Annotated in this window: 36 protein-coding genes and 1 pseudogene; 2 read left to right on the top strand and 35 right to left on the bottom strand. The window is 41.1% G+C overall.

Annotated features, from left to right (window positions below):
* Positions 1–6: 6 nt before the first annotated feature.
* From F984_RS20520 to F984_RS20505, 5 genes are all read right to left on the bottom strand, one after another.
* Positions 7–2,202, bottom strand: a complete 2,196-nt coding sequence (locus F984_RS20520; RefSeq protein WP_004711827.1) for a TRAP transporter large permease subunit — start codon at positions 2,200–2,202, stop codon at positions 7–9.
* A 187-nt stretch (positions 2,203–2,389) separates the two neighbouring features.
* Positions 2,390–2,956 (bottom strand): rhombosortase, encoded by a 567-nt coding sequence (gene rrtA, locus F984_RS20515; RefSeq protein ID WP_004711824.1) that lies wholly within the window; start codon positions 2,954–2,956, stop codon positions 2,390–2,392.
* 83 nt (positions 2,957–3,039) lie between these two features.
* Complete coding sequence (locus tag F984_RS20510; protein WP_002049690.1) at positions 3,040–4,125, bottom strand: hypothetical protein; 1,086 nt, start codon at positions 4,123–4,125, stop codon at positions 3,040–3,042.
* 767 nt (positions 4,126–4,892) lie between these two features.
* The gene (locus tag F984_RS0104115) at positions 4,893–5,282 is read right to left on the bottom strand and encodes a hypothetical protein (RefSeq protein WP_025469375.1); all 390 of its coding nucleotides are present in this window, start codon (positions 5,280–5,282) and stop codon (positions 4,893–4,895) included.
* A 6-nt stretch (positions 5,283–5,288) separates the two neighbouring features.
* Positions 5,289–5,546: an FAD assembly factor SdhE gene (locus tag F984_RS20505; RefSeq protein ID WP_002049719.1), complete on the bottom strand. Its 258-nt coding sequence runs from the start codon at positions 5,544–5,546 to the stop codon at positions 5,289–5,291.
* A gap of 189 nt (positions 5,547–5,735) precedes the next feature.
* Between F984_RS20505 and F984_RS20500 the strand changes: the two genes are divergently transcribed.
* Positions 5,736–6,908, top strand: coding sequence for an acyl-CoA dehydrogenase family protein (locus tag F984_RS20500; RefSeq protein ID WP_002049748.1), 1,173 nt, complete (start codon positions 5,736–5,738; stop codon positions 6,906–6,908).
* 48 nt (positions 6,909–6,956) lie between these two features.
* Here F984_RS20500 and F984_RS20495 read toward each other — a convergent pair whose 3' ends face one another.
* The 30 genes and pseudogenes from F984_RS20495 to F984_RS20350 form a co-directional block, all read right to left on the bottom strand.
* Positions 6,957–8,447 (bottom strand): flavin-containing monooxygenase, encoded by a 1,491-nt coding sequence (locus F984_RS20495; protein ID WP_004711820.1) that lies wholly within the window; start codon positions 8,445–8,447, stop codon positions 6,957–6,959.
* Positions 8,448–8,627: 180 nt separating this feature from the next.
* Entirely contained in the window at positions 8,628–9,005 is a 378-nt protein-coding gene (gene rplQ, locus F984_RS20490; RefSeq protein WP_002049717.1) for a 50S ribosomal protein L17, read from the bottom strand.
* Between the two features lie 18 nt (positions 9,006–9,023).
* A complete protein-coding gene (locus F984_RS20485; RefSeq protein ID WP_002049752.1) occupies positions 9,024–10,031 on the bottom strand; it encodes a DNA-directed RNA polymerase subunit alpha in 1,008 nt (335 codons plus the stop codon).
* A gap of 17 nt (positions 10,032–10,048) precedes the next feature.
* Positions 10,049–10,675, bottom strand: coding sequence for a 30S ribosomal protein S4 (gene rpsD, locus F984_RS20480; protein WP_002049716.1), 627 nt, complete (start codon positions 10,673–10,675; stop codon positions 10,049–10,051).
* Between the two features lie 12 nt (positions 10,676–10,687).
* Positions 10,688–11,074, bottom strand: a complete 387-nt coding sequence (gene rpsK, locus F984_RS20475; protein WP_001040166.1) for a 30S ribosomal protein S11 — start codon at positions 11,072–11,074, stop codon at positions 10,688–10,690.
* A gap of 19 nt (positions 11,075–11,093) precedes the next feature.
* The gene (gene rpsM, locus F984_RS20470; RefSeq protein WP_000090816.1) at positions 11,094–11,450 is read right to left on the bottom strand and encodes a 30S ribosomal protein S13; all 357 of its coding nucleotides are present in this window, start codon (positions 11,448–11,450) and stop codon (positions 11,094–11,096) included.
* A 107-nt stretch (positions 11,451–11,557) separates the two neighbouring features.
* Positions 11,558–11,674, bottom strand: a complete 117-nt coding sequence (gene rpmJ / locus F984_RS20465; protein WP_000867907.1) for a 50S ribosomal protein L36 — start codon at positions 11,672–11,674, stop codon at positions 11,558–11,560.
* A 20-nt stretch (positions 11,675–11,694) separates the two neighbouring features.
* Complete coding sequence (gene secY / locus F984_RS20460) at positions 11,695–13,014, bottom strand: preprotein translocase subunit SecY (protein ID WP_170318186.1); 1,320 nt, start codon at positions 13,012–13,014, stop codon at positions 11,695–11,697.
* A gap of 45 nt (positions 13,015–13,059) precedes the next feature.
* Positions 13,060–13,500 carry a 50S ribosomal protein L15 gene (gene rplO, locus F984_RS20455; RefSeq protein WP_002049750.1) on the bottom strand — a complete coding sequence of 147 codons (441 nt, stop codon included), beginning with the start codon at positions 13,498–13,500 and terminating at the stop codon, positions 13,060–13,062.
* Between the two features lie 3 nt (positions 13,501–13,503).
* Positions 13,504–13,680 (bottom strand): 50S ribosomal protein L30, encoded by a 177-nt coding sequence (rpmD, locus tag F984_RS20450; RefSeq protein WP_000849088.1) that lies wholly within the window; start codon positions 13,678–13,680, stop codon positions 13,504–13,506.
* Positions 13,681–13,686: 6 nt separating this feature from the next.
* Positions 13,687–14,184, bottom strand: coding sequence for a 30S ribosomal protein S5 (rpsE, locus tag F984_RS20445; RefSeq protein ID WP_001141025.1), 498 nt, complete (start codon positions 14,182–14,184; stop codon positions 13,687–13,689).
* A 2-nt stretch (positions 14,185–14,186) separates the two neighbouring features.
* Positions 14,187–14,537, bottom strand: a complete 351-nt coding sequence (gene rplR, locus F984_RS20440; RefSeq protein WP_002049741.1) for a 50S ribosomal protein L18 — start codon at positions 14,535–14,537, stop codon at positions 14,187–14,189.
* 14 nt (positions 14,538–14,551) lie between these two features.
* On the bottom strand, positions 14,552–15,085 hold the full coding sequence (gene rplF / locus F984_RS20435) for a 50S ribosomal protein L6 (protein ID WP_002049709.1): 534 nt from the start codon (positions 15,083–15,085) through the stop codon (positions 14,552–14,554).
* Positions 15,086–15,098: 13 nt separating this feature from the next.
* Positions 15,099–15,494, bottom strand: coding sequence for a 30S ribosomal protein S8 (gene rpsH, locus F984_RS20430; RefSeq protein WP_002049732.1), 396 nt, complete (start codon positions 15,492–15,494; stop codon positions 15,099–15,101).
* An 11-nt stretch (positions 15,495–15,505) separates the two neighbouring features.
* Positions 15,506–15,811 (bottom strand): 30S ribosomal protein S14, encoded by a 306-nt coding sequence (gene rpsN / locus F984_RS20425; RefSeq protein ID WP_002049689.1) that lies wholly within the window; start codon positions 15,809–15,811, stop codon positions 15,506–15,508.
* 9 nt (positions 15,812–15,820) lie between these two features.
* Positions 15,821–16,357, bottom strand: coding sequence for a 50S ribosomal protein L5 (gene rplE / locus F984_RS20420; protein ID WP_002049698.1), 537 nt, complete (start codon positions 16,355–16,357; stop codon positions 15,821–15,823).
* Between the two features lie 15 nt (positions 16,358–16,372).
* Complete coding sequence (rplX, locus tag F984_RS20415; protein ID WP_002049703.1) at positions 16,373–16,690, bottom strand: 50S ribosomal protein L24; 318 nt, start codon at positions 16,688–16,690, stop codon at positions 16,373–16,375.
* A gap of 9 nt (positions 16,691–16,699) precedes the next feature.
* Entirely contained in the window at positions 16,700–17,068 is a 369-nt protein-coding gene (gene rplN, locus F984_RS20410) for a 50S ribosomal protein L14 (protein WP_001982634.1), read from the bottom strand.
* 92 nt (positions 17,069–17,160) lie between these two features.
* Positions 17,161–17,418 carry a 30S ribosomal protein S17 gene (rpsQ, locus tag F984_RS20405; protein WP_001291845.1) on the bottom strand — a complete coding sequence of 86 codons (258 nt, stop codon included), beginning with the start codon at positions 17,416–17,418 and terminating at the stop codon, positions 17,161–17,163.
* Positions 17,415–17,612 carry a 50S ribosomal protein L29 gene (gene rpmC, locus F984_RS20400; RefSeq protein ID WP_000849928.1) on the bottom strand — a complete coding sequence of 66 codons (198 nt, stop codon included), beginning with the start codon at positions 17,610–17,612 and terminating at the stop codon, positions 17,415–17,417. The genes rpsQ and rpmC overlap by 4 nt, the downstream gene beginning before the upstream one ends.
* The gene (rplP, locus tag F984_RS20395; RefSeq protein ID WP_002049688.1) at positions 17,612–18,025 is read right to left on the bottom strand and encodes a 50S ribosomal protein L16; all 414 of its coding nucleotides are present in this window, start codon (positions 18,023–18,025) and stop codon (positions 17,612–17,614) included. The genes rpmC and rplP overlap by 1 nt, the downstream gene beginning before the upstream one ends.
* Positions 17,965–18,781: pseudogene (gene rpsC, locus F984_RS20390) on the bottom strand (30S ribosomal protein S3). The gene rplP and the pseudogene rpsC overlap by 61 nt, the downstream one beginning before the upstream one ends.
* A 1-nt stretch (position 18,782) precedes the next feature.
* Positions 18,783–19,112, bottom strand: coding sequence for a 50S ribosomal protein L22 (gene rplV / locus F984_RS20385; protein ID WP_001982638.1), 330 nt, complete (start codon positions 19,110–19,112; stop codon positions 18,783–18,785).
* A gap of 11 nt (positions 19,113–19,123) precedes the next feature.
* Complete coding sequence (gene rpsS, locus F984_RS20380; protein ID WP_001138119.1) at positions 19,124–19,399, bottom strand: 30S ribosomal protein S19; 276 nt, start codon at positions 19,397–19,399, stop codon at positions 19,124–19,126.
* Positions 19,400–19,412: 13 nt separating this feature from the next.
* Entirely contained in the window at positions 19,413–20,237 is an 825-nt protein-coding gene (gene rplB, locus F984_RS20375; protein ID WP_002049686.1) for a 50S ribosomal protein L2, read from the bottom strand.
* 11 nt (positions 20,238–20,248) lie between these two features.
* Positions 20,249–20,569, bottom strand: coding sequence for a 50S ribosomal protein L23 (gene rplW, locus F984_RS20370; RefSeq protein WP_002049693.1), 321 nt, complete (start codon positions 20,567–20,569; stop codon positions 20,249–20,251).
* Positions 20,566–21,168 (bottom strand): 50S ribosomal protein L4, encoded by a 603-nt coding sequence (rplD, locus tag F984_RS20365; protein ID WP_002049755.1) that lies wholly within the window; start codon positions 21,166–21,168, stop codon positions 20,566–20,568. The genes rplW and rplD overlap by 4 nt, the downstream gene beginning before the upstream one ends.
* Before the next feature lie 11 nt (positions 21,169–21,179).
* On the bottom strand, positions 21,180–21,818 hold the full coding sequence (gene rplC, locus F984_RS20360) for a 50S ribosomal protein L3 (RefSeq protein ID WP_002049740.1): 639 nt from the start codon (positions 21,816–21,818) through the stop codon (positions 21,180–21,182).
* A gap of 57 nt (positions 21,819–21,875) precedes the next feature.
* Positions 21,876–22,187 carry a 30S ribosomal protein S10 gene (rpsJ, locus tag F984_RS20355; RefSeq protein WP_000070912.1) on the bottom strand — a complete coding sequence of 104 codons (312 nt, stop codon included), beginning with the start codon at positions 22,185–22,187 and terminating at the stop codon, positions 21,876–21,878.
* A gap of 252 nt (positions 22,188–22,439) precedes the next feature.
* Positions 22,440–23,168 carry a type 1 glutamine amidotransferase gene (locus F984_RS20350; RefSeq protein WP_004711809.1) on the bottom strand — a complete coding sequence of 243 codons (729 nt, stop codon included), beginning with the start codon at positions 23,166–23,168 and terminating at the stop codon, positions 22,440–22,442.
* Positions 23,169–23,336: 168 nt separating this feature from the next.
* Here F984_RS20350 and F984_RS20345 point away from each other — a divergent pair, with 168 nt between their 5' ends.
* Positions 23,337–24,527 carry a PLP-dependent transferase gene (locus tag F984_RS20345; RefSeq protein ID WP_004711807.1) on the top strand — a complete coding sequence of 397 codons (1,191 nt, stop codon included), beginning with the start codon at positions 23,337–23,339 and terminating at the stop codon, positions 24,525–24,527.
* Positions 24,528–24,540 lie beyond the last annotated feature (13 nt).

The following is a 24,540-nucleotide window of genomic DNA, read 5'->3' as shown; positions in this document are numbered from 1 at the left end:
TTTAGATTATTGGTACCAACCAAATAGTTTGAGTACTAATGGAGCATAAGTGACTAATACCAATGATGAGAACAAAACAATAATTGGTAATAACCAACGTTCATAACGGTAATAGAAACTTGTATATTTCTCTTTCGCTTCTGCATCGGCAGCATTTACCTCATCATCACCAACGGATAACCGCGTCAATAGATGGTTCAAGGCAACTGGTGGGGTTACATAACCAAACTCGAATGCAACCAATACAATCATCCAGAAGTGAATTGGATGAATACCATTTTCGTAGGCTACAGGTGCAATCGTTGCTGCTACTAAAATTACCGCACCAAATGGATCGGTACACATACCAATAATGGCAAGTAGTAATGCAATAAATGCTAGCGAAATATAAATATTACCCAAATGAGTCGGCAACATTTCAACAATTTCGGTACGCTCGATTAAACCACCCACACTTGCTGACAATGCCATCAAAATAATAAGTGCACCAATATGTCCAACTGTTTCTGATGTTGCAAAACGTAATGCTCCACCAAAACCCAGACGGAACTGTGAACTATGCGGATCGTGTGATTGTAAGAACGGAGATTTTTTCTCATGTTCACGAATAATTGCTTCATGAATATTTAAAGCTGGTGCCTCTTTAGGCATAACCATTTTATCGTACAAGATCATCGCAATCAGCACGAGTGGCAGAATTACTGGTGCAGTAAATTCGTTCATTCCGGTATCTAATGCATATTTATAAAATGCAAGAACAACTACTGTAATTAAGATATATGGAATAACGGGTACGAAAGCTCGTGCCATACCTGGAAGTGCTACTTTCGGCGAGTTCACGCGGAACTTCTCTTCTGCCAAGAAAAGAGAGACACCCAAGAAAATAAATGCAGTTAACCAGAAGACATAAATACCATGTCCAAACAATTCATCAGATGTAACATGGCGGCTGTCCAACATGGCAATTAAAACCACCAAAAGACAAGGACGCACCACTACACCTAGTGAACCAGACATTGCAGATACAGCGAGTGCATATTGGCGGCGAGCACCTGCATTCCAAACTTCTTTATAAATAATCGCACCGGCTGCGATTACGAAAATTCCAGAAGCACCCGTATAAGCAGTCGGCACAGCAGCAGCGATTAAAATTAACCAAGTTAAAGTTTCTGGGGCCAAGTTCCATGGACGAAGTACGTTTAGGAATAAATCCATAACACGTGTTTGTGTGAGTAACATACCCGCCCAAATAAATAAGGCAAGGTTTAAGAAAATGCCCGAGAACTCTACCAACTGACCAAGGTAAATCCCTTGGCCCATTGGATAATCCATAAAGAATGTAAAAGCTACACCTGTAATCACAGCCATATACGCATACAAAGGTACACATAATAAAGCTAGGCCAATATTGCCACCCTCACGTTTTGGCGCAGGGGAAACAAATAGCTGATAAAGGCTAATTAAGGTCAGAATGACAAACAAGATCATCCATAACCAATAAATAATGATTGTTTCATGAGTTGGAGAAACCCCTGAATTAATCACAGAACGGTACTGGCTAATTACTGAAGAACTGAGCAATGCATTACCAAGCAACATAAAGAAGGCATACACTTTGTAGTCCAGCTTTGTTGCAGGGTTACGTAAACCAATATGGTGAAACTTTAACGATGCAGTAATCGCTGAAATCAAAACCATAAAGACCAGCAAAATTGCGCGATTTTCTGTACCAAATTTAAATATACCAAAGAAACCCGTTTCAATCGTACGATATGTACGTACCCCTGGATGTGCTTCAATATATTTAATGGTTTTATCATAAGCCAAATATTTATCTTCACATTGCTGCTGTGCTGCTAGTAAGGATGCACGGACATCACTTTCTGAAGCTGCACCAAAGAAGCTTGCGAAATCATCAGATGCATTCGCTTTCATTTGCTCTTTTACTTGAGCATCAATATTTGGGTGTCGATCACAAGATGGCTTTTCAGGCTCAGCACGCAAAAACGAATATTGCATGCCTGAAGCAGGGTCACCATAAAGGCGTTCCCCGATACGTAATAATTGTCCGTGGATCATTTCCCCGGTACCAATTATGAGCGTCATTAATAACAAAATGAGGATCACGAATGTTGAGATCCATTCGTTCCATACATAACCCAGCAGACCTAATCCAGATCTTTTTTCTTGATATTCTTGCATAAATATTCCAATTTTGTTCTCTCAAATCCCTCATAACAAAGGCTTTGAGTCATGCAATTTCCTTGGTCAGGGGTATCGTCCATTCCCCTTCTACCAATCCCTTTATTCAACGATCAAATTTGCATCAAACTTTATCAATAAAGAATGACTAAAATCTCTTTTTTAACAGTTTGTATTGTCAATCTTTCTATTTGAATCTTTGTATTAGCCAATAGCATCCTCCAAAGATTGCACCGCCTATCGCCCCATATAAATGAGCTTCGGTTAAAACAGGACTTCCAATCAGCTGTGCTGTGCCTGTTTGACCAAATGTATTTTCCCAAATTAGCTTGGCGATAATTAAACCTAAAACCAGTAATGCAAAATTCCGCTCTTTACGGTATTGCAAATAAACTAAAGCAACAGCCGTATACAGCCCATGGAGCACTCCAGATAGACCGGCATATGCATCGATATAAGGCAAATAAAAATAGAAAACCAAACTAATAAAAGGCGGCAGAAGAAAAAGAAGACTTAAAATATGCCACACTTTGGTATGCGGAAATATGAAGGGCAAACATGCAAATGCCATCATATTTAATAAAAAATGAATCCAGCCGACATGTACCCAGTGTGCTGTCCACAAACGCCAAAATTCACCAAGTAAGCTTTCGCGCCAATAAATAAAATAGTCTGGAAATACCTGCAGACATGCAGAAACAGAAATGCACCCTGCGACCAAAAGCACTTTTTTATTGAGTACATGATCTTTCATAGCACACTCCTTTTAAAACTGAACTCCTTACGATTAATACGAAAATCAGTAGTAACGCAAGGAGTGAGTTTCTTCAGATCTTTTTACTGTGCAGGTGCAGTTGTTGAGTCAGCTGGAACTTCTGAGGCAGCCCCACCATCAAATAACTCATCCAGTTCTGCTGAACCTTCGTTTTTCTCATCCCAGAAATGAGACATACCACCATCGCCTGTACGAACACCGGTATGCTCAGTCCAGTAACGGTCAGAAATGCCACGAACGATTAAACCAGCCATACTATCAATTAACTTAAAGTTCGGATTAACTGGTTTATCATCTGCTTGAGATGCTGCATATGTTTTTAATGCATCACGGATTTTTGCATCGTCACCACTCGCCTGAGCAGCTACAGCATAGAGTGCGTGAGACAAACGAACACCTTTTTGTTCACCAATTTGGACTGACTGTTTTAAAGTCTCATACGGATCAGGCTTACCTTCGTTAGCCCCTGGTAATAAAGTCCAGATCACCGCACGTGTTGCATTTGGTGCACCCCAGAACTTTTGGTTATCAAGGCAGACCATACCACGCTCTACAATAGCAGCGATATCTTTCGGAACATTGACAGAACCACCTGAGTTAATATCATTCGTCACCGCTTGAAGACCGCTGATCATTCCAAGTAGATATACAGTCTGATCAGTATCACTACGCATAGTTGGACATGAGTCACCTAAATGGTACTTATATTTAGATTCCCAACGATCAGCGAATAATTTATAGCCGGTATATTGGCGTTCAGCAGCAATAGCAGCCCAACGCTTCTGCGCAATACGTGCATCTTGAGCTTCTGTGACCTGTCCTGCTTTTGAAGCGCGCAAGTAACGTAGCTCCTGTTCTAATGCTTGGTTTTCCGCGCATACACCTGAAGCAGCATACATTAAGACAGCAACACGAGTAGGATCTGCACCCATACCCTTAGTCGACATGATTGCAGGAGTTAAGGCACTACCAGTATTACAAACCATTTCCGCATCTTGCATTGCTAAAATAGGTGGAACAACGTGCTTTTCCGTAAAACCTAAAGCAACATTTGCTCCACTTTTCACGACGTATGAACAACCTGATAAAACTGAAGCTGCAAGAAAACTCATCGCCAAACCTTGGCTTATTTTTTGGACTTTAGACATCTTCCTGTCCTCGATGTAATTTGTTTTTTCCTTTTCAGATGTACATTAGCAGATGCATATCTTGAATAAAAGAGTAATTACTCTAATTGTAGCGCTTATACTTTGACACACTTCACAGCAGATAAAATTGACAGTTTTTCAGGCAAACAAAAATTTTAGGCAAAAAAAAGTAGCATTGCGACGGTTCAGCACATGCTACTTATTAACTGGGATAAGCTTTTAACGGCTTATATTATTGTTGTTCTATATAATCCTTGAGTAAAGTTCCTGCTCTTCCTACTACTACAGCCATAACAACTGCAATTAACAGAAACATCCACATTGAAATCTCCATGAGAGACCTCCTTACTACATTCGCACCCAGTAAAACTGGACACTTGATGAAATTAATCGATTAACCAATTAAACTATTGACTGACCGACGACCTTTGCATCCTCTGTCTCTTAACTTTGCTATAATTAGCTTTATTAAGATGTTCCCTGAGTAAAGTTCCTGCTCTTCCTATCACCACTGCCAGAATGATGGCAATGACCAAGAACGACCATGTTGGCATCTCCATTTGAGACCTCCGACACACTTTACGTTGGTGTTTGTACTTTAACCGATAGAATAATAACCATATTGAGAAATTGTCCGACAATTAACTTTCTTGCTCTTTTTTCTGTATTTTAACTAGACAATTTAAATTTCATGAAAAGAAATAAATATTAATTATTTGATTTTTAATGCTTTTAAATAAATATACAAATGTAGAATTGTCTAACAATTAATAAAATTTTTCTAAGGTTTTAAGTTGTTTCCAGTGAGATAGAGGCATTTGATCAAACCAAATAACAGAAGTTAATGTCTTACGCCCTTCAAAATAGACCACTATGAAAATCTGATAATCAATTATTTTTAAAATCTCTACCCGAGAAATTGTTTGTTCTGAATGAAAGCTAAGTGACCATAATTTTTGATCTAAATGAGCAATTTGAGCGAGCTGTGGCCGCTTTAAAAAGAAAATAAAACTTATGAATAGTAAACTGACCGTAACCAACCACCATAGTATTGGTAGGAGTTGATAAAATAGAACTGCCAAACTTAAGCCAATAAAAAACTGAAATATAATCGCAAAACGGCTATATTTCAGTTTGAAATTCAAATGGTTGGTCAAAACTAATCAGCCATGAACATAATGCTTTAATTTATGGATAAAATCACGTAACTCTGTACGTGGCGGTTCAGATACTTCCATAAACCAATCAAGTAAATCAGGATCTTCCTGCTCTACTAATTCAGCAAACAATGCTTTTTCTGCTGGATCTGCCTTTAAATAATAATTTTTCACATACGGGTCAAAATAGACATCAATTTCCTTTAAACCGCGGCGTGCGCGATAAACTACTTTACGTTCTTCCAAGGTCATTTCTTCAGACATTTATTTCCCCATCTGCGTTGATAGTGCGCCTAGTTTACCTGATCACATAAGAAAGTTCGCTAAAAATCTCAAATTGACCAAACTTATCACTTCATAGCTATAAATGAGCATTCATCACATTGTTAGACCTAGTAAGCTTCCCGTATGTTTAGACTTATAACATCAAGCCCAAACCAAGGAAGAAATACAATGCAATCTGGTGCTATTCGTCCCATTCCAAATATGTTACCTCGCCGTCTATTAAATGAAGAACATGAAGCTTTCCGAGAAACTGTACGCAAGTTTTATGAAAAAGAAGTGGTACCAAATACTGAAAAATATGAAAAACAACAACATGTTGACCGAGATCTTTGGAATAAAGCTGGTGCCTTAGGCTTACTGTGCACAACCATGCCTGAACAATACGGTGGCTCAGGTGTTGACCGCCTATACAGTATGATTCTTATTGAAGAACAAGCCTATGCAATGGACTCAAGTACAGGTTTTTCACTGCATTCCGATATTGTCGCGAACTATATCAATAACTTTGGAAACGAAGAACAAAAGCAAAAATGGCTCCCTAAAATGGCGACTGGTGAAACAGTAACCGCGATTGCCATGACCGAGCCAGGAACAGGATCCGATTTACAAGCTGTGAGAACGACTGCTGTTCTTGATGGCGATGAATATGTCATTAATGGTTCAAAAATATTTATTACCAATGGTTATTTGTGCGATATGGCTATCGTTGTTTGTAAAACAGGCAACAGTGATAAAGGCTCTGCCAATTTATCACTTATTATTGTTGAAGCTGATCGTGCAGGTTTTACTAAAGGTAAGCCACTCAACAAAATTGGCATGAAAGGCCAAGATACATGTGAACTTTTCTTCGACAACGTCCGTGTTCCTAAAGAAAATCTTTTAGGCATGGAAGGTATGGGCTTTATTATGCTCATGAAAGAATTAGCATGGGAGCGTATGTTGGTGGCAATTATCTGCCAAGCTGGTGCAGAAGCAGCGTTTGCTCATACTGTTCAATACACAAAAGATCGTAAAGCATTTGGCAAGCCAATTAGTGCTTTCCAGAATACACGTTTCAAACTCGCAGAATTACGTACAGAAATTGATTTCTGCCGTACCTATTTAGATCGTTGTATGGAATTACAACTCGATGAAAAATTGAGTGTTGAAGCAGCTGCTGCTGCAAAATATAAAATTTCAGATATGTTCTCAAAAGTTGTAGATGAATGTCTTCAATTACATGGTGGTTATGGCTATATGCTGGAATATCCAATTGCTCGCGCTTACATCGATCACCGAGCAAACCGTATCTATGCAGGTACCAATGAAATTATGAAAGAACTAATCTCTAGAACTCTTTAATGTTCACAATAAAAAGGAGGCTTATAGCCTCCTTTTTATTTTTGAATATCAAGATACTAATTTTGGTTTACGTGTAGTAACTTCTGAATGCTTATGAAAGCGTAGAACACCATCATCAAATTTTGCATTTTTTAATGATTTTCGGTCTTCAAGATAATTATTGGTTACCTGCCATGGTGCTTGTTTACCTTGTTTAGGAATCACGTCAGCAGCACGACTAATATAACCAGATGATAAGCTACCCATGACTGTGTCCTCTTCCATCACAGTCTTATCACCAAATGGGATGACTTCATCATAATTATTCTTATCCATATAGTTTAATAAACGACAGATATAATCTGCTGCAATATCAACTTTTAATGTCCACGAAGCATTTACATAGCCAATAATCATCGCCATATTTGGTACATCGCTGAGCATCACGCCGTTATAAAGCATGTGTTCAGATGATTTAACTGGCTCTCCATCAATAGTTGCCTGCACACCACCCATGATTTGAACCTGTAAACCAGTTGCAGAAACAATGATATCTGCATCAAGATGTTTACCTGATTTTAATTGAATACCGGTCTCAGTAAATTTTTCAATTTGATCAGTTTCAACACTCGCCTTACCTTCACGAAGAATTTTAAATAAATCACCATCAGGTACCACACACAAACGCTGATCCCAAGGGTTATATGAAGGTGTAAAATGTTTCATATCTACTTTACCCTTAAGCTGCATTTCAATTGCTTTTAAGAGTAAACGACGAACTGTCTTCGGATGCTTTTGAGACAATGCATAAATTGCCCGCTGCATACCAATATTACGTGCACGTGTAAATTTATAAGCCGCCTCTTCAGACATAAATCTACGTGTTTTTTCATAGATGAAATCAATAGACGGAACAGAAGCAATATAAGTCGGTGAACGTTGTAGCATCGTCACATGACCTGCGCCACCTTTTGACATAGCTGGTACTAAAGTAATTGCAGTAGCTCCACTACCAATAATTACTACTTTCTTACCCGTGTAGTCTAAATTCTCTGGCCAATGCTGCGGATGAATAAGTTGACCTTTGAAAGCATCTTGATTTGGGAATGTCGGCGCATAGCCTTGATCATAATTATAATAACCTGTACAACCTACAACAAAGTTGGCTACCCAAGTCTGCTGTTTTTTATTACTGTCTTCGACAACAACATTCCACTTCTTAGATGAAGAATCATAATTTGCAGAAAGTACACGATGACCAAAATGAATTTTTTCTTTTAATTTAAATTCATCAATAACTTCGCCTAAATATCCTTTGATAGAAGCTCCATCAGCCAATACATTTGCTTTACGCCATGGTTTAAAGTTAAAACCAAAAGTTGACATATCTGAGTCTGAACGAATACCAGGATAACGAAAGAGGTCCCAAGTCCCACCAAAAGATTCACGACGTTCTAAAATTTCAAACTGACGTTGTGGAGAATTTTTAGATAAATGGGCAGCCACTCCGATTCCTGAAATGCCGGCACCAATGATTAGAATATCAACTTGCTTTTCCATTTTATTTTTATACCCATTGTTGAGAATATGACTTTATTAAAGCACAATTTTGACAATACACAATGTCAAGTTTGACCGTTTATCCGTTTTTTTATGTCACTTGAGGACATTTTTTATTTTTATAGTTCCCAGAAAATAAAAAAGACCGGCATAAAGCCGGCCTTTTCCGAATAATATCAATTATTCAGCTGAAGTGTTCACTTCACGATCTACAAGCTCAACGTAAGCCATCGGTGCTGCATCACCAGCACGGAAGCCCGCTTTAAGAACACGTAGATAACCGCCGTTACGTTCTTTGTAACGAGGGCCGAGTACGGTAAATAATTTACCAACAGTTGCAGCATTACGAGTACGAGCAAATGCTAAACGACGATTTGCTACAGTATCGTTTTTTGCTAGAGTGATTAAAGGCTCAGCAACACGACGTAATTCTTTAGCTTTAGGAACAGTTGTTTTGATCAACTCGTGTTCAAATAAAGAATTAGCCAAGTTTTGGAACATCGCTTTACGATGGCTGCTTGTACGGCCTAATTTCACACCACTATTACGATGACGCATGGTGATAGTCCTACTTAATTAACGGCTACGATAGGCAAAACGGTCGTCCATACGAAGACTAGCTGGTGGCCAGTTTTCAAGACGCATACCGAGTTGTAAGCCTTTCGATGCCAAAACATCTTTGATCTCTGTTAACGATTTTTTACCAAGGTTAGGAGTTTTTAACAACTCAACTTCAGTACGTTGAACGAGATCACCAATGTAGTAAATATTTTCTGCTTTCAAACAGTTAGCAGAACGAACAGTAAGCTCTAGATCATCTACTGGGCGAAGCAAGATTGGGTCAACTTCTTCACGAGGCTCTTGAGCAACTGGAGTTTGGTCTTTCTGAAGATCAACAAAAATTGCAATTTGTTGTTGCAAGATTGTTGCCGCTTTGCGGATTGCTTCTTCAGGATCAACCGTTCCATTTGTTTCAAGGTCGATTACCAGCTTATCTAAATCGGTACGTTGTTCAACACGCGCATTTTCAACGGTGTAAGAAACACGTTTAATTGGGCTATAAGAAGCATCTAATTGCAAACGCCCTACAGGACGTGTTTCACCTTCAGGGAAACGAGAATCAGAAGTTTCATAACCACGACCTTGAGCAACTTTCAAGCGCATTTTTAATGAACCTGAAGCACTCAAAGTACCGATTAAATGATCTGGGTTAACCACTTCAACATTATGAGGTAAACGAAGGTCGGCAGCAGTAATATCGCCAGGACCTTGTTTTTCTAATGTTAAATAAGCTTCATTTTGATCGAACAGCTTAATAGACAATCCTTTTAGGTTCAGCAAGAGCTCGACGATGTCCTGCTGCAAGCCTTCTAAAGTACTGTACTCGTGCTCGACACCTTCTATCTCTACTTCAACCACAGCAGCGCCAGGTAAAGAAGACAATAGAATGCGACGTAAAGCATTACCTAGAGTATGGCCAAAACCACGCTCTAAAGGTTCTAGAATCACTTTTGCCGAGGTCCCGCTTACCGCTTCGACCTTGATCGCTTGCGGAGTGAGAAACTCGTTTGCAGTACGCGTCATTATTGCTACCTCAAGGATTATTTAGAATACAATTCTACAATCAAGCTTTCGTTGATTTCAGCAGGTAAATCAGAACGATCTGGTGCAGCTTTAAACGTACCTTCAAGTTTAGAATGATCAACATCAATCCAAGCTGGAATACCACGTTGAGCAGCTAATTCAATCGCGTTTTTGATACGCAATTGTTGTTTAGCACCTTCGTGAACCGCAATTACATCACCCGCTTTAACTTGAATAGATGCGATGTTTACACGACGACCATTCAAAGTAATGCTACGGTGACTTACTAACTGACGAGCTTCTGCACGTGTAGAACCAAAACCCATGCGATAAACAACGTTATCAAGACGGCTTTCAAGCAATTTCAACAAGTTCTCACCAGTTGCGCCTTTTACACGAGCTGCTTCTTTATAGTAGTTACTAAATTGACGCTCTAACACACCGTAAATACGACGGACTTTTTGTTTTTCACGTAATTGTAGTGAATACTCAGATTGCTTACCACCGCGAGCCTGACCGTGTTGACCAGGTGCTTTGTTAGCTTTTTTTGTTTTGACGTCAAATGGTTTAACGCCAGATTTAAGTTGCAGGTCTGTCCCTTCGCGGCGAGAGAGTTTGCATTTTGGACCAATATAACGAGCCATGAATGTTTCTCCTTACACGCGACGTTTTTTAGGTGGACGGCAACCGTTGTGAGGAATTGGAGTCACATCGGTAATGCTGTTAATCTTATAACCCACTGCGCCTAATGCACGAACCGCAGACTCACGACCTGGACCAGGACCTTTTACAAGGACGTCAAGGTTTTTCAAACCGTAATCTAAAGCTGCTTTACCAGCAACTTCAGCAGCTACCTGAGCAGCAAACGGAGTTGATTTACGTGAACCACGGAAGCCTTGTCCACCTGAGGTGGCCCAAGCCAATGCATTACCTTGACGATCGGTAATCGTAACAATGGTGTTATTAAAAGACGCGTGAATGTGTGCAACACCTTCAGAGACGGTACGAGTGACCTTCTTGCGTGTGCGAGTATCTTTAGCCATCTTTTAGCTTCCAGAAATCTTACTTTTTAATCGGTTTGCGCGGACCTTTACGGGTACGTGCGTTAGTTTTGGTGCGTTGACCACGGACAGGCAAGCTGCGACGATGACGAAGGCCACGATAGCAACCTAAATCCATTAAACGTTTAATGTTCATGGAAATTTCGCGACGTAAGTCACCTTCGGTAGGAACCTTAGCAACTTCTGCACGAATCGCATCAAGCTGAGCATCGTCCAACTCACGGATCTTAGTAGTCTCAGTAATACCAACTGTAGCTAAGATATTCTTAGCAGTGTGGCGACCGATACCAAAGATGTAAGTGAGGGAGATAACAGCATGCTTGTTATCCGGAATGTTTACACCGGCAATACGAGCCATTCACTTTTCTCCAAAAAGGCAGTAGAGATAATCAACCGCCCCACAAAAATCTTGAGGGGCGGATATTAACCCAATTCGCCTACTGAAATCAACAGGTCTTGATTAGATTAACCTTGACGCTGCTTATGACGAGGTTCTGCGCTACAAATCACGCGAATAACCCCATTACGACGGATAACTTTACAGCTACCACAAATTTTCTTTACAGAAGCTTGTACTTTCATGATGAAACCTCTAAGTGCGCTTATCCCTTAGGATGAGCAGTCGTTTTTCTCATTAATGTTTGATTGTCATATTGATGAGATGTTAAATGCGCTTGTAGCTGAGCCATAAAGTCCATAACAACAACGACTACGATCAGTAATGAGGTACCACCCAAATAGAATGGAATACCAAAAGAACTTTGTAGAATCATTGGCATCAAACAAATGACTGTAATATAAATCGCACCAATAAACGTCAAACGATTAAGAATATGATCTAAGTAACGAGCAGTTTGCTCACCTGGGCGAATACCAGGCACATAAGCTCCGCTGCGTTTTAGATTTTCTGATACTTCCTTAGGGCTAAATACTAAAGCCGTATAAAAGTAACAGAAAAAGATAATTAACGCACCAAAGAGCACCAAATACAAAGGCTGTCCAGGCGACAATACCAAAGCTAAATCTTGTAAGCTACGTTTAATTAAACCAGCATTCGGATCTGCACTACCCACCCATTGTCCAAGACTTGCTGGGAACAATAGTAAAGAACTTGCAAAAATCGCAGGAATCACACCAGCCATATTAATTTTTAATGGTAGATGTGTTTGCTGAGCTGTAAATATACGACGCCCTTGCTGCTTCTGCGCATAGTTTACTGGAATACGACGCTGTGCTTTTTCAATAAACACAATCGCAGCCAATACACCAAGAGACAAAAGACCAAAGATAACAAGACCAATTAAACTTGTTTGACCATTATCTACAGATGACACTGATTGCATAATTAACTTAGGCAAACCAGCTACAATACCTGCAAAAATAATCATTGAGATACCATTACCGATACCTCTTTCAGTGATTTGTTCACCTAACCACATTAAGAACATAGTTCCAGCGATAAGTGATGTAACTGCAGGTATATAGAATGCAAGTCCTGTAGACAGAGTAATACCCTGACCAATAAGGCCTGCACACATACCTACTGCCTGAACCACTGCAAGTAGTAATGTACCTTGACGCGTATATTGATTAATTTTTCGCTTACCTTGCTCCCCTTCCTTTTTCAAGGCTTCAAGAGAAGGAATCACTGTTGACATTAACTGCACAATAATAGATGCAGAAATATAAGGCATGATCCCTAAAGCAAGAATCGACATTCGCTCTAAAGCACCGCCAGAAAACATATTGAATAGCCCAAGAATAGTTCCTTGGTTTGCATGAAATAAATTTTCTAACGCAGCATTATTAATGCCTGGTACTGGAATATGCGCTCCTAGTCGAAAGACCAGCAATGCACCGATTAGAAAACTCATCCGGCGAATAATTTCACGGTATTTCACATGAAATGGCTGACCTTTCATCATGTTGACATGACCTGAAGAACTAGGAGACATAGACACTCGAGATTACTCCTCGACTTTACCGCCAGCTGCTTCAATTGCAGCTTTAGCGCCTTTAGTCAATGCAACACCTTGAACAGTGAATGCACGAGTGATTTCACCAGAAAGCACGATACGAGCACGAATTTGATCGCGACGAACAACATTCGCAGCTTTTAAAGTTTCAAGGCTAACAATGTCGCCTTCCACTTTAGTTAACTCAGACAAACGTACTTCAGCAGTTTTTAAAGCGATTTGGCTAGTGAAACCGAATTTAGGTAAACGACGATAAATCGCTGTTTGACCGCCTTCGAAACCTGGACGAACGCCACCACTTTTACGTGATTTTTGACCTTTGACACCACGGCCACCAGTCTTACCAACGCCAGAACCGATACCACGGCCTAAACGACGGTGTTCACGTTTTGCACCTTCTGCAGGTGCAAGCTCATTTAAACGCAGAGTCATGGCTTATTCCTCTACACTAACCATATAGTAGACTTTGTTGATCATACCACGGTTAGAAGGCGTATCTTGCACTTCTACAGTATGACCAATACGACGCAGACCTAAACCTTGTAAGCAAAGCTTGTGATTTTTCAAGCGATGTGAAGAAGATTTAGTCTGGGTAACTTTAATCGTTTTCATGATTGATTACCCTTGAATTTCTTCTACTGATTTACCACGTTTCGCAGCGACTTTCTCAGGAGAAGTCATATCACGCAAACCTTTAAAAGTTGCGTTTACTACGTTAGCAGCATTTGTAGAACCATAACATTTAGCAAGTACGTTATGTACACCTGCAGCTTCAAGAACGGCACGCATTGCACCACCAGCGATTACGCCAGTACCTTCTGAAGCAGGTTGCATGTATACACGGCTTGCACCATGACGAGCATTCACAGGGTGTTGTAAAGTAGTACCAGCAAGGTCTACAGTGATCATGTTGCGACGAGCAGCTTCAAGTGCTTTAGAAATAGCAGCAGGAACTTCACGTGCTTTACCACGACCAAAACCAACACGACCATTACCATCACCCACAACAGTTAATGCTGTGAAAGAGAAGATACGACCGCCCTTAACAACTTTGGCTACACGATCAACGGCAACCAGCTTTTCAACAAGACCTTCGTTTTGTTCAACTTTAGCCATGATTAGAACTCCAAGCCGTTTTCACGAGCAGCATCAGCCAAGGCTTTGATACGACCATGATATTTAAAACCAGAACGGTCAAATGCAACTTTAGTTACACCAGCTGCTTTCGCGCGTTCTGCGATTAAAGCACCTACTTTAGTAGCTGCATCTACATTACCTGTAGTACCGCTACGTAAAGATGCATCCAAAGTTGAAGCTTGCGCTAAAACTTTGCCACCATCTGCTGAAATAACTTGAGCATAGATGTGACGCGGAGTGCGGTTTACACACAAACGAGTCGCACCCAATGCACGAATGTGCAAGCGTGTGCTTTTCGCACGACGCAAACGGGATTGTTTCTTTTCGTTCATAAGAACCTCGCGCCTTATTTCTTCTTAGCTTCTTTACGAAGAATGACTTCATCCGAATAACGAACACCTTTACCTTTATATGGTTCAGGAGCACGGTACGCACGGATTTCTGCCGCTACTTGACCTAACAACTGCTTGTTTGCTGATTTCAAAATGATTTCAGTTGCAGTTGGAGTTTCCGCTGTTACACCTTCTGGTAAAGCGTAGTCAATTGGGTGTGAATAACCAAGGTTAAGGTTTACAACAGTACCTTTAACCGCAGCTTTATAACCAACACCAACTAGCTGTAACTTACGTTCGAAGCCTTCGCTAACACCTTTTACAAGGTTGTTCAATACAGCGCGAGCAGTACCAGCTTGCATCCAAGCATCTTTCGATTCTTTAACTGGAGCAAGTTGAAGTTTACCTTCTTCCTGTTTTAGCTCGACCAGCGCATGCAGGTTGAAAGACAATGTACCTTTGCTGCCTTTCACTTCGACCTGCCGGCCGTTCTGAGTAACTGCTACACCATTAGGTACAGTTACTGGGGCTTTAGCCACACGAGACATGAGGAATCACCTATTAAGAAACAAAAGCAATAACTTCACCACCAACGCCTGCAGCACGTGCAGCGCGATCAGTCATGATGCCTTTGCTTGTAGAAACAATTGCAATACCTAAACCTTGCTTAACGCTTGGAAGTTTATCTTTACCACGGTATTGGCGAAGACCTGGACGGCTTACGCGCTTAACCATTTCGATAACTGGTTTGCCTTCGAAATATTTTAAAGTAATTGTCAAAGTAGATTTTGTCTCTTCTTGAGCAACTTCTACATTTGAAATATAACCTTCTTGTTGAAGTACGTTTGCAATTGCAACTTTCAACTTAGAAGAAGGCATAGAAACAGTTTGTTTCTTAGCCATTTGTGCGTTACGAACACGTGTTAGCATGTCGGCAACGGTATCTTGCATACTCATTTAGTCGCTCCTTACCAGCTTGCCTTAACAACGCCTGGTACATCACCCTGCATTACTGTGTCACGTAATTTGTTACGGCTTAAACCGAACTTACGGAAGTAACCATGAGGACGACCAGTTAAACCACAACGGTTACGAAGACGTACCGGAGATGCATTACGTGGCAATGCTTGTAACTTTAACATCGCTTCGAAACGCTCTTCTTCACTTGCGTTTACGTTTGCAATTGTAGCTTTTAATTCAGCACGTTTTGCAGCGTATTTAGCAACTGTTTTTTCGCGTTTCAATTCGCGATTAATCATACCTTTCTTAGCCATATCGACCTCTTATTTGAACGGGAAGCCGAATGCACGCATAAGCGCACGGCCTTCGTCATCGGTGCGAGCAGTCGTAGTAATGGTAATATCCATACCACGAATACGATCAATCTTATCGAAATCGATTTCAGGGAAAACGATTTGCTCTTTCAAACCCATTGAGTAGTTACCACGACCATCAAATGATTTCGAAGAGAAACCACGGAAGTCACGGATACGAGGGATTGCGATAGAGATCAAACGGTCCAAGAATTCGTACATTTGGTCGCCACGTAAAGTAACTTTACAACCAATTGGCCAACCATCACGGATTTTGAAACCTGCGATAGATTTACGAGCAAGTGTAATTACTGGTTTTTGACCAGCAATTAATTGCATGTCGACTACAGCGCCATCTAATAATTTCTTATCAGTTGCAGCTGCGCCTACACCCATGTTTAGGGTAATTTTTGTGATGCGTGGAATTTCCATCACGTTCTTAATGCCAAGTTCTTCTTTTAACTTTGCTTTAAGTTCATCGTTGTAACGTGCTTTAAGTCTGGCCATTGCCTTTTCAACCTATTACTTCGCTACCGCCACTGATTCACCATTTGATTTATAAACGCGAGTTTTCACGCCATCAATCACTTGGTAACCAACACGGTCAGCCTTCTGGGTTGTAGCATTTAAAATTGCCACGTTTGAAATATGAAGCGAAGCTTCTTGAGTAACTACACCGCCTTCAGCGCCAGTTACACGGTTAGGCTTTTGATGCTTCTTCACTAAGTTAAGGCCTTCAACCTTAACGCGGTCTTCAGAAACAGACAACACAGTACCCTGTTTGCCTTTTTCTTTACCTGCGATCACGATAACTTGATCGCCTTTTTTAATCTTAGCCATGATTGCCTCTTATAGAACTTCAGGAGCCAATGAAATGATTTTCATGAACTGTTCAGTACGAAGTTCACGAGTCACTGGTCCGAAGATACGAGTAGCAATCGGAGCTTTGTTGTTGTTCAAAATAACTGCAGCATTATCATCAAAACGGATCACAGAACCATCTGGACGACGAATGCCGAATTTAGTACGAACTACAACCGCATTCATCACGTCACCTTTTTTAACACGTGCGCGTGGGATTGCTTCTTTTACAGTAACTTTAATAATGTCGCCAACAGAAGCATAACGACGATGTGAACCACCAAGTACTTTAATACATTGTACGCGGCGAGCACCACTGTTGTCTGCTACGTCGAGCATAGTTTCGGTTTGAATCATTGCCCTACTCCAAAACCGAGCATCACCGGTCACAATTTCGAAAGGCTCAAAGAGTACTCGAAATTGACCGATGATGCAACAAGAACGTCGAATTACTCAGCAGCTGCTTCAACTACTTCCACTAAAGTCCAAGCTTTAGTTTTAGAAATTGGGCGGCTTTCTTTAATGGTTACAACATCACCAATTTTAGCAACGTTGTTCTCATCATGAGCGTGTAACTTAGTTGAACGGCGAATTGACTTGCCATACAACGGGTGTTGAACGCGGCGTTCAATAAGAACAACAATAGATTTATCCATTTTGTCACTTACGACTTTGCCGGTTAACGTGCGGACTGTTTTTTCACTCATTGTCCGTTCCCCTGTTTTTCGGTAAGGAGTGTCTTAATACGAGCAATTGTCTTACGAGCAACTTGCACTTCGTGCGATTTACCCAACTGACCAGTTGCTTTCGCCATACGAAGACGGAATTGGTTAAGCTGCTGCTCATCAAGCAAAGCTTTCAACTCTTCTACCGATTTTTCACGTAGATCTTTAGTTTTCATTACATTACCGTCCGAGTCACGATAGTGGTTTTAAACGGAAGTTTAGCAGCAGCTAAAGCAAATGCTTCACGCGCTAATTCTTCGTTCACACCTTCAATTTCGTACAGGATCTTACCTGGTTGGATCTGGCAAACCCAGTATTCCACGCTACCCTTACCTTTACCCATACGCACTTCAAGAGGCTTTTGAGTAATTGGTTTATCCGGGAATACGCGAATAAAGATTTTACCACCACGCTTAATACGGCGGCTAATAGTACGACGTGCAGCTTCAATCTGACGCGCAGTCATACGACCACGTTCAGTTGCTTTAATTGCAATCGAACCAAATGATACTGTACTACCACGATGCGCTAGACCAGTGTTACGGCCTTTGTGCACTTTACGGAATTTGGTACGTTTAGGTTGCAACATGGATTATTCTCCCTTGTCAGCAGCACGGTCACCGCGACGACCACGACGCTCTTGACCTTCACCACGACCACGACCACGTTTAGCTGGACGATCTTCAGCAGGAGCAGGGTTCATGACTTGTTTCATGCCACCTAAGATCTCGCCACGGAAAATCCAAACTTTAACACCAATCGTACCGTAAGTTGTTTCTGCACGCATAGTTGCATAGTCAATGTCTGCACGTAATGTATGCAAAGGTACACGACCTTCACGATACCATTCTGTACGAGCAATCTCTGCACCACCTAAACGGCCAGACACTTCAACTTTGATACCTTTAGCACCAGCACGCATAGTGTTTTGAACCGCACGCTTCATAGCACGACGGAACATAACACGCTTTTCTAATTGAGAAGCAATTGCTTCAGCAACTAAACGCGCATCTAAGTCTGGGCGATCAATTTCGTTGATACTTACTTGCGCTGGAACACCCATGATGCTGGTAAGTTCGCGCTGTAATTTCTCAATATCTTCGCCTTTTTTACCGATTACGATACCAGGACGAGCTGTGCTAATAGTTACTTTAGCAGCGCCTGATGGACGTTCGATAAGAATATTGCTTACCATCGCATTCTTAAGTTTTTTAGTTAAAAACTCACGAACTTGAAGATCTTTAAGCAAGTATTCAGCGTATTGTTTCGGATTCGCATACCAGTTAGCGTTATGACGTTTCACAACACCTAGGCGGATACCGATTGGATGAACCTTCTGACCCATATCAAACCCCTACCTTAACGGTGATGTGACAAGTACGCTTAGTAATACGATCTGCACGGCCTTTAGCACGTGGCATAATACGTTTAAGGCTCATGCCTTCATCAACGTAAATCGTAGAAACTTTAAGATCGTCAACATCTAAACTGTTATTGTGTTCAGCGTTTGCAATCGCAGATTCCAATGCTTTTTTTACCAAAACAGCAGCTTTTTTATTGCTGAAGTTTAAGATGTTTAAAGCATGCGCAACAGATTTGCCGCGAATAAGATCTGCAACCAAACGTGCTTTTTGTGCCGAGATAGCGGCACCGCGTAATTTAGCAGTTACTTCCATCATGACACCTATTAACGTTTAGATTTCTTGTCAACACCGTGACCACGATAGGTACGAGTTGGCGCGAATTCACCGAGTTTATGACCAACCATATGCTCAGTAACAATTACTGGAACGTGATTACGACCATTATGAACAGAGATTGTTAAACCAACAAAATCTGGAAGGATCATCGAACGACGAGACCAAGTTTTGATCGGCTTGCGAGAGTTACTAGCAACAGCCGCTTCAACCTTAGCGAACAAGTGCGCATCGACGAATGGGCCTTTTTTCAGAGAACGAGGCATTAGTCAGATTCCTTTACTTGACGCGACGGTCGCGAATAATCATCTTAGTCGTACGCTTATTGGTACGTGTCTTGTACCCTTTAGCTTTTTGACCCCATGGGCTTACAGGTTGAATACCTTTGTTACGCCCTTCACCACCACCGTGTGGGTGGTCAATCGGGTTCATCGCCATACCACGTACGGTAGGACGAACACCACGCCAGCGTGAAGCACCAGCTTTACCCAATGAACGAAGGTTGTTTTCTTGGTTAGAAACTTCACCAATTACAGCGCGGCATTCAACATGCACTTTACGCATTTCGCCTGAACGAAGACGAATAATCGCGTAAGAACCATCACGACCCAACAACTGAACAGAAGCACCAGCAGAACGCGCTAATTGTGCACCCTTACCAATTTTAAGTTCAACGTTATGAAGTGTAGAACCGATCGGCATATTACGAAGTGGCAAGCAGTTGCCTGGACGAATTGGAGCATCGTTACCAGATTGTACTTTATCGCCAGCACGTAAACCTTTAGGTGCAATGATATAACGACGCTCACCGTCAGCATATTTCAATAAAGCAATATGTGCTGTACGGTTTGGATCGTATTCAATACGCTCTACAACAGCTGGGATGCTGTCTTTGTTACGCTTGAAGTCAACGATACGGTAGTGTTGTTTATGACCACCACCAACGTGACGAGTAGTAATGTGACCGTTGTTATTACGACCACCAGTACGTTTTTTAGCTTCAACCAACGGTGCGTAAGGAGCGCCTTTGTGAAGATGGTCATGAACCACTTTCTCTACAAAGCGACGTCCTGGAGACGTTGGCTTACATTTTTGAATCGGCATAATTTTCGTCCTTATTCCGCTGCGCTTTCAGCGGTATCGCCCAAGTCAGCCATTTCAACATCTTGGCCGGCTTTCAGGGTGACGTATGCTTTTTTAACATCAGAACGACGTCCTAATGTACGACCAAAGCGCTTAGTCTTACCTTTAGTAATAGTTGTGTTAACTTTAACAACTTCTACACCAAAAAGTTTTTCAACTGCTTTTTTGATTTCAAGTTTAGTAGCATTGATGTCTACTTTAAATACTTGAACACCAACAGTATCACCTAAAACTTGTGCCTTTTCTGAGAAGACTGGTCCTTTAAGGACTTGATAGATACGTTCGTTGTTCATCCGAGTTCTACCTCAATTTTCTTAGCAGCAGCTACAGACATCACAACTTTATCAAACGCGATCAAGCTTACAGGATCGATTGCAGTTGCATCTACCACATCTACATGTGGAAGGTTACGTGCTGCAAGATATAAGTTCTCATCTACAGCGTCAGTAACGATTAATGCACGAGCAGCATTTAAGTCGTTAAGTTTTGCAAGCAATTCTTTAGTTTTTGGAGCTGCAACAGCAAACTCTTCAACTAATACAAGGCGATCTTGGCGAACAAGTTCAGCTAAGATACATTGCATTGCACCGCGGTACATCTTACGGTTTACTTTTTGAGACCAATCTTGTGGACGAGCAGCAAAAGTTTTACCACCACCAACCCAGATAGGGCTACGAATAGAACCCGCACGAGCACGACCAGTACCTTTTTGACGGAATGGTTTTTTACCACCGCCAGAAACGTCTGCACGCGATTTTTGAGCACGAGTACCTTGACGACCACCTGCTAAATAAGCAGTAACAACTTGGTGTACAAGAGCCTCGTTAAATTCACGTCCGAAAGCAACTTCAGACAATTCAACAGCAGAGCCGGAAACAGTTTTCAAATTCACGGTATTTCCCCTCAGGCCTTGATGGTAGGACGTACAATTACGTCACCGCCAGTTGCACCAGGAATTGCACCTTTAACAACTAAAACAGAACGTTCAGCGTCAATAGATACGATTTCAAGACCTTGTACTGTTACGCGTTCATCACCTAAGTGACCAGCCATTTTTTTGCCTTTGAACACGCGTCCAGGAGTTTGGTTTTGACCTGTAGAACCTAATACACGGTGAGAAACTGAGTTACCGTGAGTAGCGTCTTGGGTACGGAAGTTCCAACGTTTAACACCACCTTGGAAACCTTTACCTTTTGATTGACCAGTTACGTCAACAATTTGACCAACTGTGAACAAATCAACGCCAATAGTACCGCCAACTTCACGACCTTCAAGCTCAGCTTCAGTAACACGGAATTCTTTAACCAAGCGACCAGCAGCAACACCAGCTTTCGCGAAGTGACCTTTCTGAGCGTTAGTTACGCGAGATTCGCGACGTTCACCAGTAGTTACTTGAACAGCTTGATAACCATCAGTTTCAAGTGTTTTGATTTGCGTAATGCGGTTTGGATCGACTTCGATGACTGTAACAGGTACAGAAACACCAGCATCTGTAAAGATGCGAGTCATACCACATTTGCGACCGACTAAACCAATAGCCATGTGCATAAACCTCTAAAAAAGCGGCCTAATTAACTAATCGTTAATTAACCGAAAGCCTTAACCCAAAGCGATCTGAACATCAACACCAGCTGCAAGATCTAACTTCATCAATGCATCAACAGTTTTATCTGTAGGTTGAACGATGTCGATCAAACGTTTGTAGGTGCGGATTTCGTACTGGTCACGCGCATCTTTGTTAACGTGCGGTGAAGTAAGAACGTTGAAGCGTTCGATGCGAGTAGGCATCGGAATTGGACCACAAACTTGTGCGCCGGTACGCTTAGCGGTTTCTACGATCTCTTGAGCAGATTGATCAATCAGACGATGATCAAAAGACTTAAGACGGATACGAATTCTCTGGTTAGACATACCAGTAAACTCCAAGCCAAATATATAAAGAATCACCTTTGACGCATCTCACCTATTGGTAAGTGTCAAAGGCAGTGATAATCACCAAGGTCGTGATCGATGCCACGACTGTAATGCACATTTACTACTTTCTTCGCAGTAAATGCCCTCTTCTTGAGGGTCGCTCATTATAACGATTGTTTAAGTCTTATGCAATTCTCTTTTTCTATTTTTTGCTCAAATTCCACTTTAGCTACGTATTAATAATTCATTCTATGCATTTATTACAAACTCAATTGCTTTATTTAAGAGTTGATTACCTTGTTCAAATTTCTGTGCTTCTGAAGATTGCAGTTCATGTGCAGATTGAACATATTCTCCGTCAAAAATAGATAGCTCTTCTTCATTTTCCAGTAAAAGCTGTAAAGCTGCTGGTGTCATTTCCGGATGAAATTGAAAACCTAATACATTTTTCCCAATCTGATACATTTGATTACGGCAAGCAATGCTCTCAGCCAAACGTATAGCTCCTTTAGGTATTTCAAATGTTTCACTATGCCACTGCATCACATTGATTTCTTCAGGTAGCGGAAAACTTTCTTGTGGTAAGTTTGCAACTCTTTGAACTGTCGACCATCCTAGTTCTTGATAACGATTACGGCTTACTGCTGCACCCAATGCATTCGCAATTAGCTGCCCACCCAAGCAAAGACCTATTGCTGGTTTCCCTGCTGCCAAATATCGACGCAACCATCTTTTTTCTATTTTAAGCCATGGATAGTTTGCCTCGTCATTTACACTCATGGTCCCACCCATAATTAGTAGTAAGTCAACTTCTTCAATCCGAGGTAAAGCTTCTATTTCAAGTGACCGATCTACGGGAAGTGCAAAGAATTCTGTAGAGCTAATAGTGGCGTGATGCGCTTTTAAAAACGAATAGCAGCTTCCAAAACCTTCGCCAGCAATATGTTGAAAATAGTGAACACGTAAATGCGACTTCATGCGCTTAAACCTATTGTTGTTAGAATGTTGGTTTGATCTTTGCAAAAATAAAGCCAAGTTTTTAGTGAATGTTACAGTAGTAACGAAACATCTTAGAATTAACCAAAAATCTGGCGAATAAATCAGTTTTCTCTTAATCTAATCTTATTATTTAAAGCATAGCGCCCCATGAAAAAGCATAACAATTTCCAAACCCGACTCATTCATGCACCACGAAAAGCACCACAATTTATTGAAACTGTGCAACCTCCCTTATTTCGTGCATCGACTATTATTTTTAAATCAACTACGCACCTTTTTGACCGCCACTGGACCGACCCTTATGATTACAGTTATGGAACGCACGGTACACCAACCACATTTACCTTAGGCGACAATATTGCTCAAATTGAAGGTGGCTTGTACTGTTTACTTGCACCCAGCGGCTTATCTGCAATTAACTTAGTTAACTCTGCTTTTTTAGCAACAGGCGATGAAGTTTGGGTCCCGGACAATATATATGGCCCAAATCTAGAGCATCTAAACCACTTAAAAGATCAATACGGTATTAGTGTCAAAATTTATAATTCAATTAATGTATCAAGTTTTAAGCCGACTGAAAAAACCAAGCTCTTATGGATAGAAGCAGCAGGTTCAGTGACTCTTGAATTTCCCGATCTTAAAGAACTTGTTAAAAAAGCCAAGTCACATGGAGTTGTAACTGCTTTAGATAATACTTGGGGCGCTGGACTTGCATTTAATGCTTTTGATTTCTCTGATGAGCACTTGTCGGTAGATCTAACCGTACATGCGCTAACAAAATATCCAAGTGGTGGTGGTGATATTTTAATGGGAAGTGTTGTAGCACGTGATAAAAAACTGTATCACCGCCTGTTCCGTACACATGCCATTCTAGGTATTGCTATCTCAGGAGATGATGCAGCACAAGTTCAGCGCAGCCTCGCACATATGTCACTACGGTATAAACAGCAATCAGATAATGCAAAAACCTTATTGGAATGGTTAAAGCAACAGCCTCAATTTGCACAAGTTCTACATCCAAGCGATAAAGCCTCTCCAGGTCATCAATATTGGCAAGAGATTTGCACTACAGGTAAGAGTGCAGGATTAGTCAGTGTCATATTTAAACCTGACTATGATATTTCAGCAGTACGCCGTTTTTGTGACGCTCTTAAGTTATTTAAACTTGGCTTTAGCTGGGGCGGACCGGTTAGTCTGGTTATGCTTTATGATTTAAAAATGATCAGGAAACTTGAGAATACACATTTACAACAAGGTTTATTGGTTCGTTTGTGTATAGGGCTAGAAGATCCTCAAGATTTAATTCAAGATATCGAAAATGCACTAAAACATTTGTAAAACGACAACATCA

The organism is Acinetobacter nosocomialis NIPH 2119 (assembly GCF_000368085.1).
Taxonomy (GTDB): Bacteria; Pseudomonadota; Gammaproteobacteria; order Pseudomonadales; family Moraxellaceae; genus Acinetobacter; species Acinetobacter nosocomialis.
The sequence above is the reverse complement of the archived record's forward strand: the minus strand, read 5'-3'. Positions and strand labels throughout refer to the sequence as shown.